This is a genomic window from Aeromonas sp. QDB39 (assembly GCF_027707585.1).
Lineage (GTDB): Bacteria > Pseudomonadota > Gammaproteobacteria > Enterobacterales > Aeromonadaceae > Aeromonas > Aeromonas hydrophila.
This window is the reverse complement of sequence record NZ_JAPCIV010000001.1, coordinates 38,310-51,006: the sequence shown is the minus strand read 5'-3', so window position 1 is coordinate 51,006 and position 12,697 is coordinate 38,310. Positions and strand designations below refer to the sequence as shown.

Genomic DNA, 12,697 nt, shown 5'->3' with positions numbered 1-12,697 from the left:
CTGCCGTTTGGCGAGAACGGCAGGCAAGGTGGCAGGGCTCAACCTTCGAGTGCGGCGGTAATGTCGGGCACGAAGTGCTGGTTGGCCAGCGGTGGGCGCTCATACCCCTCGGTGTTGATGGGGGGCAGGGTGATGGGCTCGTAGTGGATCGCCTCATAGGGCACCTTGCCCAGCAGGTGGGAGATGCAGTTGAGGCGGGCGCGGCGCTTGTCGTCCGCCTCCACCACGAACCAGGGACAATCCTCGGTGTCGGTGTAGGTGAACATGTCGTCCTTGGCGCGGGAGTACTCCACCCAGCGCGAGCGGGACTGCAGGTCCATCGGGCTGAACTTCCAGCGCTTGATGGGGGTGTTGATCCGCTCCTTGAACCGTTTTTCCTGCTCCTCGTCGCTGACCGAGAACCAGTATTTGATCACCGTGATGCCGGCGCGGATCAGCATCCGCTCGAACTCGGGGCAGGCCCGCAGAAACTCGCGATACTCGTTGTCGCTGCAAAAGCCCATCACTCGCTCGACCCCGGCCCGGTTGTACCAGGAGCGGTCGAACAGCACCATCTCGCCGGCGGCGGGCAGGTGCGCCACGTAGCGCTGAAAGTACCACTGGGAGCGCTCGCGGTCCGAGGGGGCGGGCAGCGCCGTGACCCGGCAGACCCGGGGGTTGAGGGGTTCGGTGATCGCCTTGATGACGCCCCCCTTGCCGGCGGCGTCGCGGCCCTCGAACAGCACCACTACTTTCAGCCCCTCCTGCTTGACCCACTCCTGCAGCTTGACCAGCTCCTCCTGCAGATGGGCCAGGTGATGCTCGTAGGTCTTCTTGTCCAGGCGCGGGCGTTTCTTGCTCTTGTCCTTCGGCATGCTCTTCTCCTTATTGACACTTTTCCAGATTGCACCAGGCAGGCGTCACTGCCAAGAGGGTCGTGCTACACTGCCGCCCCGTCAATAGTCGGCACCAGAAACAGGAGAAAACATGAAGCAATTTATGGAGATCGCGGGCCGCCAAATGGCCTATCTGGACGAGGGGCAGGGCCCGGTACTGTTGTTTGGCCACAGCTACCTGTGGGACAGCGCCATGTGGGCGCCGCAAATCGAGGCCCTCAAGGGGCAGTATCGCTGCATCGTGCCCGAACTGTGGGGCCACGGCGATTCCGACGCGCTGCCCGAGGGGGCCTGCACCCTGGCAACCCTGGCCCGCGATCATCTGGCGTTGCTCGATGCGCTCGGCATCGATGAGTTCGTGCTGGTGGGTCTCTCCATCGGCGGCATGTGGGGCGTCGAGCTGGCACGCATGGCTCCCGCACGCCTCAAGGGCCTGGTGCTGATGGACAGCTTTGTCGGCCTCGAGCCGCAGATCACCTGCGAGCGCTACCTCGGCATGCTGGCGATGATCGAGCAGCTTGGTACCATCCCGGCCCCCATCGTCGAGCAGGTGGCGCCGCTGTTCTTTGCCGACCAGCCGGATGCCGACCTGATGAGCGGTTTCAAGGCGCGTCTCGCCGCCTGGCCGGCCGACAAGGTGGCCGCCATGGTGGCGGTGGGTCGCAGCTTCGTGACCCGCGAGGATCGCATCGAGTGGCTGGAAGCGATCAGCGTGCCTGCGCTGGTGATGACCGGCAGTCAGGACAAGGCGCGGCCGGTGCTGGAAGGCTATCTGATGGCCGAGGTGCTGGGTTGCCCGTTCAAGGAGGTCCCGGCGGCCGGCCACATCGCCTCGCTGGAGAACCCCGCCTTCGTCAATGATCAGCTGGGCGCGTTTCTGGCTGCGCTGTAAGCCTGAATTGGCAGCCTGAGCAGGCTGCACTATCAGCCTGACGATGATCGTGAAAAAGGGAGCCGAGGGCTCCCTTTTGTTTGTTCGTATCTCACGGCGAATCACAGTTACCAGATATAGCCGAGGGCAAATCCTGCATAGAGTTCGCCATCGTGCTGGACGATGGGGCTGTTTTTAATATCCCGATCATACAATTCGTAGTTCATGGCAAACATGCCAATCCAGTTGGGGCTGAAGCGATAGCTGGTGATGAGCGCCGCCATGGGGGAGAGGGTTGGCCCCGTATCCCAGGCCGGGCGCTGGGCGGTGGCCTCGCTTTCGGAGATGCCGCCGAAGTAGTAGTTGGCCATCTTGTCGCTGCGCAGCATCACCCCCATCCCCGGCATGATCAGCAGGTTGTCGCGCTGGATGGGGAAGTCGGCCCACAGCAGTAGCTCCTGACCCTTGCTGCGGCCGGTGATGTCGCTGTTGGCCCGCACGGTCAGCAGGGCATAGGGAGTGATGATGTTGCCACCGATCCCGCCTTCCAGCTGCCCCTTGCGCTCGTCCATGCCGGTAAACGCCGGTTCATCGGCGGGATCCAGGTTGCCAAAGCGTACCCGGCCATAACCGTAGAGGGCGACGCGCTCATCCTTGTGCAGGTAGTAGCGGGCGCGGTCTCCCAGGTACATGAATTGCTCGCCGAAATAGAGAAAGCCCGGGATGGGGTAGAGGGTGTTGTCCTGCGCCTGATAGCGGGCCTGCCCGCCTAGGAGGACGGCGCCGCCCACCAGCCCCCGCGGCACCGGACTGCTGGGGTTGGCACTGGAGAGCAGATCCAGCGAGCCGAGGTCGATGTCGGCCCGAGCTGGCAGGACGGTGAGGAGCAGGGCCGCCAGCCCTGCCCGTTTGATGGATTGCAACACGCGCATGGACACTCCGTTGTCACTGATGATGGGACGACTATCGCACTATTTGGTCGAGGCGGGCAGCTCTTCGCGCTTGGGCCAGGCGTTGAGCACCGCCTTGACCAGGGTGGCGAGGGGAATGGCGAAGAAGACCCCCCAGAATCCCCACAGGCCGCCGAATACCAGCACGGCGATGATGATGGCCACCGGATGGAGGTTGAGCGCCTCGGAGAAGAGGATGGGCTCCAGCACGTTGCCGGTGAGCACCTGAATAACGGTGTAGACCACCATCAGCCAGGTGAACTCCGGCGTCAGTCCCCACTGGAACAGGGCCACCATGGCCACCGGTACCGTCACCGCCGCGGCGCCTATGTAGGGGATCAGCACCGAGAAGCCGACCGCCACCGCCAACAGTACCGAGTAGCGCAGCCCCAGCATGGCGAAGGCCACATAGCTGATCACCCCGACGATCAGGATCTCGATGACCTTGCCGCGGATGTAGTTGAGGATCTGCTCGTTCATCTCCACCCAGACCCGGTTGACCAGGGTGCGGTTGCGCGGCAGGAAGCGGCGCAGTCCGCCCATCAGGATCTGCTTGTCCTTGAGCATGAAGAACACCATCAGCGGCACCAGGATGGCGTAGATGAGGATGGCCACCACGTTGATGAGGGAGCTGAGGGAGGCGCTCACCAGCTGCTCGCCCCCGGTCAGGATGCGCTGGCGGATGTTGTCGATGATGGTCTCCACCAGGGTGACGTTGATGAGCTCGGGGTACTGCTCCGGCAGGGTACGCACATAGTCCTGGGCATGGGAGAGCATGGCCGGCGACTCCTTGGCGAGGTTCAGCCCCTGGCTCGCCAGGGTCGGGATGAGCCCGAGGAACGCCATGGCGGTGAGGGCGATGAACAGCAGCAGGATGAGACTGGTGGCCAGGGTGCGCGAGAGCCCGGCCCGTTGCAGCCGGCTCACCGGCCACTCCAGCAGGTAGGCCATCACCAGCGCCACCAAGAGCGGCGCCAAGAGATCACCGAACAGCCAGAGCACGGCGAAACAGGCCACCAGCAGCAGGAACAGGGTGACGGCATCGGGATCGGAGAAACGGGTCTGATACCAGCGCTTGATGACTTCTAACATGGCGACATCCTTAGGTTACTGGGGCTTGCCGTGGTGCTTGGCCCCGACCACCAACTGCAAAGAGAGGGTATTGTCTGGCGCCTCCTGCAACGTGAAGGCATGACCCTGGCGTTGCAGATAGGCGGGAATGTCCTGCCGGGAGCCGGCATCGGCCAGCCGGATGGACAGGGATTGACCGGCGTTGGCCTGACGCAGCCAGAGCTTGAGCCGGATCAGCGGCTCGGGGCAGCGCCAGGGGGTCAGGTCGAGGTATTCCATGGAGGCTCCATCGCGCGTGAGGCGGCTATTATGGCCGTGATGAGAGCGCGAAACAACGCTTGTAGCCCTTGATGGGCAAGGGTATTCTGCCGGTGTCCCGGTAGGGTCTGATTGGAGATAGAGATAACGTGGCACGCTTTTCCCCCCTGATGGCATCGCTCCCCCTGCTGGCTTCCCTGATGGGTGCCACTTTCCATGCCCAGGCCAACAACCAGCTTCCCGACATCGGCACCGCCGGGGTGGCCGCCCTGCCCATCGAGCAGGAGGTGCGCTACGGCAACGCCTTCATGCGCTTTGCCCGGGCCGGCTTGCCGATCATCGATGATCCCGTCTTGAGCCAGTACATCGACGATCTGGGCCAGCGGCTGCTTTCCAACGCCGATGGCGTGCGTTTCCCGTTCACCTTCTTTCTCATCAACGACCCCAGCATCAACGCGGCCGCCTTCCTCGGCGGGCGGGTCAAGGTGCACACCGGCCTGTTTCTCTATGCCGACAGCGAGAGCGAACTCGCCTCGGTACTGGCGCACGAAATCACCCACGTGACCCAGCGCCACATCGCCCGCTACATGGAAGCGCAGGCGAGCAGCTCCGCCATGACCCTGGCCGGGCTGGTGGGGTCCATCGCGCTGGCGGTGATCAACCCCACCGCGGGCATCGCCGCGCTGCAGACCACGCTCGGTCTCTCCATGCAGTCGGCCATCAACTACACCCGCGACAACGAATACGAAGCGGACCGGATCGGCATGAAGACCCTCTACGACGCCGGCTTCGATCCTATGGGCATGGCCAACTTCTTCCAGAAGCTGGCGGCCGAGTATCGCTATGCCAGCAAGCCGCCTGAGATGCTGCTAACGCACCCGCTGCCGGAGACCCGGATCAGCGAGGCGCGTGCCCGGGCGGGCAGCTATGGCCGCCGGGATCTGCCGCCGAGCCTCGACTTCTGGCTGGCCAAGGTGCGCATCCAGGTGCGTTTTGGCACCGAAAGTCCACAGGCCCTGCTCACCTATTTTGACAACCGCCTGCAGAAGGGGGACTACCCGCTCAAGGATGCGGCCACCTACGGCAAGGCGCTGGCGCTGCTGCAGCTCAAGCGCACCGATGAGGCCGACGCCCTGATGCAGGAGCTGGCGACTCGTCATCCCGAAGATCTGTTCGTGGTGGATGCCCTCACCGACATCGACTTGGCCAAGGGGCGCAGCGCCCAGGCCATCGCCCGGCTCGAGAAGTTCCGCACCCGCATGCCGGACAACGAGGTGGTGGTGGTGAACCTTGGCAACGCCTATCTGGAAGGGGGCAACTACAAGAAGTCCATCGCCATTCTCGACCCCTATGCCCGCGAGCACGAAGAGAACAACCTGGCCTGGAGCCTGCTCTCCGATGCCTATCGCAAGGCGGGCAGGATGACCGATCTGCACATGGCACGGGCCGAGATGCTCTCCCTGCGCGGTGACTACCAGGCGGCTATCGACGAGCTGATCGTGGCGCGCGGTACCACCAACGACAAGTTGACCCTGGCCAGACTGGAGGCGCGCATCACCGAGCTGGAGCGGGCCAAGAAGGATCTCGACAGTCTCAAGGGCTGACGGGCCAGCGGCTCTCACCCACAACAAGGGCGCACCTCGGTGCGCCCTTGTCGTTTTATGATGGCGAAGAGAATGGCGGGAACGCCAGCCGGCTGGCGCCGTCAGCGGCTTTGGCGTCAGTGGCCCACTGGCTTGATGGATGCCCTGAGGGCCTCGATCCGCGATGAGTTGAGCTCACCCACCAAGGTCTGCTGGGGCTTGCCCTCGCCATCGAGCAGATAGCTGGTGGGCAGCCCGGCGGGGTGGGGGAAGGGGAGGCTCGCCTCCTGCCTGGCGATGAGCAGCGGCACCTTGATGTGGTACTGCCCGGCCAGTTTGGCGAGCTCGGCCGGGGTGGCCGGGTCGTAGTTGACCATCACCACGGTGATCTGTCCCTCCCGAGCCAGTGCCTCCAGCAGCGGTATCTCCCGCAGGCAGGGAGCACACCAGGGGGCGAAGTAATTGACCAACAGCGGCTTGCCGGCAAAGTCGGCCAGGGCCACCGGCTGGTTCTGGCTGTCGGTGAACGGAGGAGCCGGGCTGCAGGCTGTCAGCAGGCCGGCCACAATCAGCCAACAAATTCGTTTCAATTCCTGCACTCTCGCGCTTACCCTGACCATCAGTTTCCCCTACAATAGCGCCGTTTCTTGTCCCATCTTGCGATTAATCAGGGAGTTATCATGAGCGAGACCCAAATCTACCACAATCCGCGCTGCTCCAAGAGCCGTGAAACCCTGGCCTTGCTGGAACAGCACGGGATCGCCCCGGATGTGGTGCTCTATCTGGAGCAGGCCCCGAGCGAGGCAGAGATCCGCACCCTGCTGAGCCAGCTGGGGTTCAGTGATCCGCGTCAGCTGATGCGCACCAAGGAAGAACTCTACAAGGAGCTGGGGCTTGGCGAAGTGAGCGGTGATGACCTCATTCGCACCATGCACCAGTATCCCAAGCTCATCGAGCGGCCCATCGTGATCAAGAACGGTCAGGCCCGCATCGGCCGTCCGCCCGAGCAGGTGCTGGAGATCCTCAAGTGAGCACCCGCTTCGCCCGCCTGCTGACCCTGGTCGGCTTCTTTGGCCTGCTGGGCTGGGTCATCCTCTGGCATCTGTGGCTCTCGCCCCACCCGGACCTCAATCCCTGGCTGCTGCCGGTGATCTGGACGGTGCCGCTGCTGTTCCCGCTCAAGGGGATCGTGCAGGGCAACCCCTACACCCACGCCTGGGGCAACTTCGTGTTGATGCCCTACTTCCTGCACGCCCTGACCCTGATCACCACGGATGAGGGGGAGCGTTGGCTGGCGGTGGTGGAGCTGGTGTTCACCGTGCTCGCCTTCATCGGCACCATCTATTACGCCCGCCTGCGCGGCCGCGAGCTGGGCCTGAGCATTCGCAAGAAGAAGGGTGAGCCTTCGGCGCAAGACCACTGAGGCCCGCGTCAGTGCGCCTGCCCTGTGCAAACCGGACCTGGAGTCCGGTTTTTTTTATGGATGCGCAGCCCCGGCATGACCGGGGTTGACGTGACAGCGGGTGGGGCAAGGGCTTGCTGGCAACGCAGATGTCCGCTGTATCTCGCTGATCTTGCAGCAACTATGTCGACCTGATCACATCTTGGCCGCCGCGAGGTGGGAGGGGGGCGGGCGGCTGACTATCCTCATTAAGCTCCCATACAGCGGCAGCCGTTAGCCTGTCCTTTTCACCAGCCTTGAGTGATGCACCCTATGAAACGCCAATCCCGCCCCTTGCTCCAGAAAACCCTGTTGGCCTTGACCATGGCCCTGTCGGTCAGCTCGCTGGCCGATGCCTGCACCCGCGCCGTTTATCAGGGCGACGGCGGTCTGGTGGTGACCGGCCGCACCATGGACTGGCGCGCCGCCATGCCGACCAACCTCTGGGCCTTGCCGCGCGGCATCGAGCGGAGCGGGGCGGCCGGGCCGCACTCCATGACGTGGAACGCGCGCTATGGCTCCCTGGTCGCCGCAGGGTTTGACGCGGGTACCGCCGATGGCATGAACGAAAAGGGGCTGGTGGCCAACCTGCTCTACCTGACAGAGTCCGAGTATGTGACTCCGAGTGACAAGGATCCGCGCAAGACGCTCTCCATCTCCCTCTGGGCCCAGTATGTGCTGGACAATTTTGCCACCGTCAGCGAGGCGGTCGCCGCCCTGTCGAAGGACGAGTTTTATGTGGTAACCACCCTGACGCCGGATGGCAAGCCGGGCCAGCTGCACCTCTCCATCTCGGATGCCAGCGGCGACTCGGCCATTTTCCAGTACGTGGATGGCAAGTTGCAGATCCACCACGACCGCCGCTATCAGGTGATGACCAACTCCCCCGTGTTCGACAAGCAGCTGGCACTCAACGAGTACTGGGAGGAGATAGGCGGGCTCACCATGCTGCCGGGCACCAACCGGTCGGCGGATCGTTTTGCCCGGGCCTCTTTTTATATCAAGACCCTGCCCAAGACGGATCAGGCCAATGAGGCCGTGGCCGGTGTGATGAGCGTGATGCGTAACGTCTCGGTGCCCATGGGGATCAGCACTCCGGATCAACCCAACATCTCCACCACCCTGTGGCGCAGCGTGTCGGATCAACAGCATCGCCGCTACTTCTTCGAGCTGACCCATCTGCCCAACACCTTCTGGGTGAGCATGGACCAGCTGGACTTGAGTGCGGGCGCCCCGGTCAAGAAACTCCCGCTGACCGAGCGTCAGCTCTATGCGGGGGAAACGGCGGACAAGTTTGTGCCGGCCAAGGCGTTCACCTTCCTGCCAGCCACGCCAGGGGCCTGATGAAGCGTTGGTAGAGGGCCCCATACGGGGCCTTTTTTATGGCTATGTCCCAATTACGTGTTGCATGGGGCGCCCCAGCGCCTCATGCAAGCAACGTGAGACATTCACTTCCCGCCCATACCGCTCCAACATCCTTCGCCAACCCAGATAATTCCTCAGGTAGTGGGTCGCTACCCCATGGAACCGCTCCATCCATTCCTTCAATCGCCTGTGGTAACCATTCACATGCTGGATGTGATACGCCCCCACCACTCGCTCTCCCGCACGGTTGTGCACCACTTGGTGGGTCATGCCCTGCGACTTGCTGAAACTGGCATACACCCCAGCGCCATCGCTGCACAGGACGGCATCCAGGGCGATAAGCGGCTCAAGCACCGTCTTCACTGCCCTGGCATTCAGCTGCTCCAACTGGAAGTCAGCCAGGTGACCTGCTCGGTCTTGCACCACCATCACCGGGATGTAATCCGGCCCTGTGCCTCGGGTACAGCCTTTGCCGCCACGATGGCGGGCCGGGCGGGGTAATCCGCACTGGCCTTTGAAAGATTCCAAGAAGAAGGTCTCATCAATCTCGACGATACCCTCCTCCCGTACTGCCTGGTGGCTAGCCATGGCCTTCAGGAAACGGTGGCGCCACAAAAAGGCGGTGTTTTTACCGACCCCGCAGTGCATCGCCGCCTGCCGGACAGTCAGACCGTCGATAAGGGCCTGTGCATAGTCTTCCCAGCATTGTGGCTTGCGAAGTCGGGCGAGAGGCGTGTTGGTGAGAACGGAACTGGTGCGCAGACACTGCTTGCAGCGATAACGGCGCAGCCCGCGAGACCCGCCAGGAAGCCAACTGTGTGGTCTCGGCCTGGCAGTGAGGGCAACATTGGCATGCGGGGAGTTGAGTTGCCAGCGAGGTGATGGGGTGAGGGGTGGTGAGTTCATGTTGCGCGAGACGACGCTGACGCAAAGTGAGCAATGGGAAGAGGGACAGTAGCTGTTGAAAGGCTTGGGTATCCATGATGGAGGCCCTCAAGGTGATGACCTACTTCAAGGTTAGCCTTTCAACACATAACTGGGACAGAGCCTTTTTTATGGTCGCAAGCCGGCGTGGCCGCCGGTCTCGCGATAGTGGGCCAGCTGCTGCACGCTGTGGCTCATCAGCTGGGGGTAGAAGCGCAGAAAGCCCACCTCGCATTCATGCCATTGCGCCTCCTTGAGGGTGAGCAGCGCATCGCCGAGCGGCAGGGGGCGGCGCAGCCGGCGGCCGATGCCGTTGAGGGCCTGTGCCAGCCCCTCTTTGTGCTGATAGGAGGCGATCCAGTCCTGCTCCGCCATCCGTTGGAGGGGCAGCGGCAACCCATTCGGCAGGCGGTCTGCATCCACCAACAGGTGCCGGTAACTCTGCTGCAGGAAGCGGGGCAGGGCCTCGTCATGAAACTGTGGCCAGTGCAGGCTGAGCCAGTGGTCGTAGAGCATATCCACCAGGATGCCGCCAAAGCGGCGCCAGGGGGCCTCGAAGCAGGCCACCGCCGCCCTGTGTTCGGGGTGACTGTCGGTGAAGGCGTCTACCTTGCGGTGCAGCCAGATCCCCTCGTCGAGTTCGGTACCGAGCGCGCTCGGAAGGGCGCCCTTGACGAAATCTCCCAGCAGGTTGCCGGTGAGGGAGCTGTGGGTATGGGCTGCCAGATGCAGGTGAGCGAGATAGTTCATGAAGGGTGACGTCAGCCAGGGGGATTGTCGCTGAGCCTAGCGGATCCGGCGGCCCTTGCCTACGGGAATGGGCGCTCGGCCGTGCGGAAGTGCTTCCCTCCATGACCGCCGGCTGGGTAGAGTGCAGCATGGCTGGCGTTTTGTGGCGCCCATCATCATCACGAGGAGCATGCACATGTTGACCCTGATCGAGGGCGCCGAACTCTATGGCCCGACTGCGCAGGGCCTCCAGGATCTGCTGGTGGCCGATGGCCGCATCGCCTGGATGGGCCGGGGCTTGTCAGTCCCCGCCGACTGGCCGCTGGCGCGGGTGGACGGCCGCGGCCGCTATCTGGTGCCCGGGCTGGTGGATCCGCTGGCCCACATCACTGGCGGTGGTGGCGAGGGGGGCTTTGGTTTTCGCACCCCGGAGCTGGCGGCAAGGGAGGCGCTGAGCGCAGGGGTCACCACCCTGGTGGCGGCGCTCGGTACCGACAGCCTGACCCGCAGCCCGGCCCAGGTGCTCGGCAAGGTGCGCGAGTTTCGCGCCGCCGGGGTGAGCGCCTTCATGTATACCGGCTCCTACCATCTGCCGGTCAAGACCCTCACCGGTACGGTAGAGTCCGACATCATGCTCATTCCCGAGGTGCTGGGGGTGGGGGAGGTGGCCATCAGCGACCACAGATCCAGTGCGCCGACCCACGACGAGCTGGCCCGGCTGGTGAGCGAGGCGCGGGTAGCCGGGCTGCTTGCCGGCAAGAGCGGGGTCAGCTTCTTTCATCTGGGGGACGGGCGCGGGGCGTTGGCGCCGCTGCGGGCTTTGCGTGATGGTACCGACATCCCGCTGCGCCAGCTCTATCCCACCCACTGCAACCGCAACCCCTGGCTGTTTGCCGAGGCCATCGAGTGGGGACGGGCCGGCGGCTGGGTCGATCTCACCACCTCGAGCTTCCCGGACTTGCTGGACGATGGCGAGCGGCTGGCGGCAGACGCCCTGGTGGAGCTGCTGGCGGCCGGGGTACCCGCCGATCGTATCAGCTTCAGCTCGGACGCCAACGCCAGCCTGCCGCGCTTCGATGGCGAGGGGCGTCTCATCGAGCTGCGCTGCGGTCAGATCGGCAGTCTGTGGCAGGCGCTGGTGGAGAGTTGCGACAAGGGGGTCGCGCTGGAGGTGGCGCTGGCGGTGGTGACGACCAATCCGGCCAGGGCGCTGGGGCTGGCGACCAAGGGCATGCTGGCGGTGGGGCAGGATGCGGATCTGCTGCTGATCGACCCCGATACGCTGGCCATCGAGCGGGTGATGAGCGGCGGTCGCTGGCGCACCTGAAGGCCGCTAGTTGACGGTGAGCCTGTCATGCCCGCCCCCTCTTTTAAACGACAAGCCCGGCAGCAGTGCCGGGCTTGTCGTTGTTGGCGGTAGGTGGCTCAGGGGCAATCAGATGGCGAGGAAGCCCAGGATCAGGATCGGGCCGAACAGGCTCAGGATAAAGCCGGAGACGATGGCCACCGGCACCACCTGGATGCCGCCGGATTTCTGGATGACCGGCAGGGTGAAGTCCAGCGCCGTGGCGCCGCCATAGCCGATGGCGGCGGAGGGGTGACGGCGCATCAGTATCGGAATGATCAGGATGGCGATGAGCTCGCGCCCCAGATCGTTGATAAAGGCGGCGGAGCCCAGCACCGGCCCCAGTTTGTCGGCCACCAGGATGCCGGAGAGCGAATACCAGCCGAAGCTGGAGCTGAGGGCCAGGCCGTGGGTCAGCGGCATGCCGAGCAACTGGGCGGCCAGCAGGCTGCCCAGCCAGCTGCTGAGGATGACGGTGACGGCGATCTTCATGCCCCAGGGGTTGAGCAGGATCTGGCGCAGCCGCATGCCGGAGTTGCGCATCTGCACCCCGATGAGAAACAGCAGCAGCATCAGCGCCCACTCGCTCCACTTGTCGATGGGCAGGGCGCGCAGGTCGACCAGTAGCCCCAGCAAGACGCCACCCAGCACCACGAAACAGAGCTGCAGCGACTCCCACAGCAGGTGCAGCTTGCTCGGCATCGGGCCGTCGCTGGCCTCGTGGGTGGGGGGCGAGCGCCTGTCCAGCCACCAGAGGGCCAGCAAGTTGCACAGGGTAATGGCGGCGAGCATCACCCCGGCCACCTTGAAGATCACCGCCAGATTGCTGCTCAGGTTCTCCACGTAGGCGAGCCCCAGCCCCATCAGGAACAAAATGAGATAGACCATCTTGCCCAGCGACTGATTGACCAGCTTGATCAAACGGGCAGAGGAGAGGGGTACCAGATAGCCGATTACCAGCGGCAGCAGGATCAGCAACACATTGAGCAACATCGGGGCCTCGATCACAAAAACTGACAAAAATGACACCTTATCATCACTTATTGGGCCTGTGTCACATATTTGTGTGTTTGCCTGCTCCATCCGGAGCTTTTTTATCAATATGTTATGTTTTTGGTGCGAAATGAGGCCCGCTGTTGGGGCGCCGGCCCATTCTGGTGCGGCTAGAACGGGGTCTGACAGGCCCATTTTTCAACAGGATGCGTGTGCTGCATGGTTGAATAAAGTCAATCCGGGTGGCTTGCGACCAAAACGTAGGAATCTTCTTGCCAGCCTTGCGTTGTGG

The 12,697-nt window shown here is 63.6% G+C and carries 13 protein-coding genes and 1 pseudogene; 6 read left to right on the top strand and 8 right to left on the bottom strand.

Translation table 11 applies throughout. The annotated features are described in order from the left end of the window. Positions 1–38 precede the first annotated feature (38 nt). Positions 39–854, bottom strand: a complete 816-nt coding sequence (gene ppk2 / locus PG899_RS00205) for a polyphosphate kinase 2 (RefSeq protein WP_011705561.1) — start codon at positions 852–854, stop codon at positions 39–41. 112 nt (positions 855–966) lie between these two features. Here ppk2 and PG899_RS00200 point away from each other — a divergent pair, with 112 nt between their 5' ends. After that, on the top strand, positions 967–1,767 hold the full coding sequence (locus PG899_RS00200) for an alpha/beta fold hydrolase (RefSeq protein ID WP_024943709.1): 801 nt from the start codon (positions 967–969) through the stop codon (positions 1,765–1,767). Between the two features lie 107 nt (positions 1,768–1,874). On the opposite strand, the gene PG899_RS00195 is transcribed toward PG899_RS00200, so the two are convergent. From PG899_RS00195 to PG899_RS00185, 3 genes are read right to left on the bottom strand one after another with little or no spacing between them, the layout of a single operon-like run. Further along, the gene (locus PG899_RS00195) at positions 1,875–2,678 is read right to left on the bottom strand and encodes a MipA/OmpV family protein (RefSeq protein ID WP_024943708.1); all 804 of its coding nucleotides are present in this window, start codon (positions 2,676–2,678) and stop codon (positions 1,875–1,877) included. A gap of 39 nt (positions 2,679–2,717) precedes the next feature. Then, a complete protein-coding gene (locus PG899_RS00190) occupies positions 2,718–3,788 on the bottom strand; it encodes an AI-2E family transporter (RefSeq protein WP_017409935.1) in 1,071 nt (356 codons plus the stop codon). 15 nt (positions 3,789–3,803) lie between these two features. Next, positions 3,804–4,046, bottom strand: a complete 243-nt coding sequence (locus PG899_RS00185) for a sulfurtransferase TusA family protein (protein ID WP_017409936.1) — start codon at positions 4,044–4,046, stop codon at positions 3,804–3,806. Positions 4,047–4,174: 128 nt separating this feature from the next. Between PG899_RS00185 and PG899_RS00180 the strand changes: the two genes are divergently transcribed. Beyond that, the gene (locus tag PG899_RS00180; protein WP_348981351.1) at positions 4,175–5,629 is read left to right on the top strand and encodes a beta-barrel assembly-enhancing protease; all 1,455 of its coding nucleotides are present in this window, start codon (positions 4,175–4,177) and stop codon (positions 5,627–5,629) included. A 116-nt stretch (positions 5,630–5,745) separates the two neighbouring features. Here the strand turns inward: PG899_RS00180 and PG899_RS00175 are convergent, their stop codons facing one another. Further along, positions 5,746–6,228 (bottom strand): TlpA family protein disulfide reductase, encoded by a 483-nt coding sequence (locus PG899_RS00175; RefSeq protein ID WP_024943707.1) that lies wholly within the window; start codon positions 6,226–6,228, stop codon positions 5,746–5,748. A gap of 60 nt (positions 6,229–6,288) precedes the next feature. Here PG899_RS00175 and arsC point away from each other — a divergent pair, with 60 nt between their 5' ends. The 3 genes from arsC to PG899_RS00160 all read left to right on the top strand — a co-directional run bounded on the left by arsC (position 6,289) and on the right by PG899_RS00160 (position 8,393). Next, entirely contained in the window at positions 6,289–6,639 is a 351-nt protein-coding gene (arsC, locus tag PG899_RS00170) for an arsenate reductase (glutaredoxin) (RefSeq protein ID WP_024943706.1), read from the top strand. Next, a complete protein-coding gene (locus PG899_RS00165; RefSeq protein ID WP_016350325.1) occupies positions 6,636–7,031 on the top strand; it encodes a DUF2069 domain-containing protein in 396 nt (131 codons plus the stop codon). The genes arsC and PG899_RS00165 overlap by 4 nt, the downstream gene beginning before the upstream one ends. Before the next feature lie 291 nt (positions 7,032–7,322). Next, positions 7,323–8,393, top strand: a complete 1,071-nt coding sequence (locus PG899_RS00160; protein ID WP_024943705.1) for a linear amide C-N hydrolase — start codon at positions 7,323–7,325, stop codon at positions 8,391–8,393. A gap of 42 nt (positions 8,394–8,435) precedes the next feature. Here PG899_RS00160 and PG899_RS00155 read toward each other — a convergent pair. Both PG899_RS00155 and PG899_RS00150 read right to left on the bottom strand, forming a co-directional pair. Next, positions 8,436–9,396 (bottom strand): annotated as a pseudogene (locus PG899_RS00155) (IS1595 family transposase). Between the two features lie 71 nt (positions 9,397–9,467). Further along, positions 9,468–10,088: an acyl carrier protein phosphodiesterase gene (locus PG899_RS00150; RefSeq protein WP_024943704.1), complete on the bottom strand. Its 621-nt coding sequence runs from the start codon at positions 10,086–10,088 to the stop codon at positions 9,468–9,470. Between the two features lie 175 nt (positions 10,089–10,263). Here PG899_RS00150 and iadA point away from each other — a divergent pair, with 175 nt between their 5' ends. Continuing rightward, positions 10,264–11,394, top strand: a complete 1,131-nt coding sequence (iadA, locus tag PG899_RS00145; protein WP_024943703.1) for a beta-aspartyl-peptidase — start codon at positions 10,264–10,266, stop codon at positions 11,392–11,394. Between the two features lie 108 nt (positions 11,395–11,502). Here iadA and PG899_RS00140 read toward each other — a convergent pair whose 3' ends face one another. Further along, positions 11,503–12,405: a lysine exporter LysO family protein gene (locus PG899_RS00140; RefSeq protein WP_024943702.1), complete on the bottom strand. Its 903-nt coding sequence runs from the start codon at positions 12,403–12,405 to the stop codon at positions 11,503–11,505. Between the last annotated feature and the right edge of the window lie 292 nt (positions 12,406–12,697).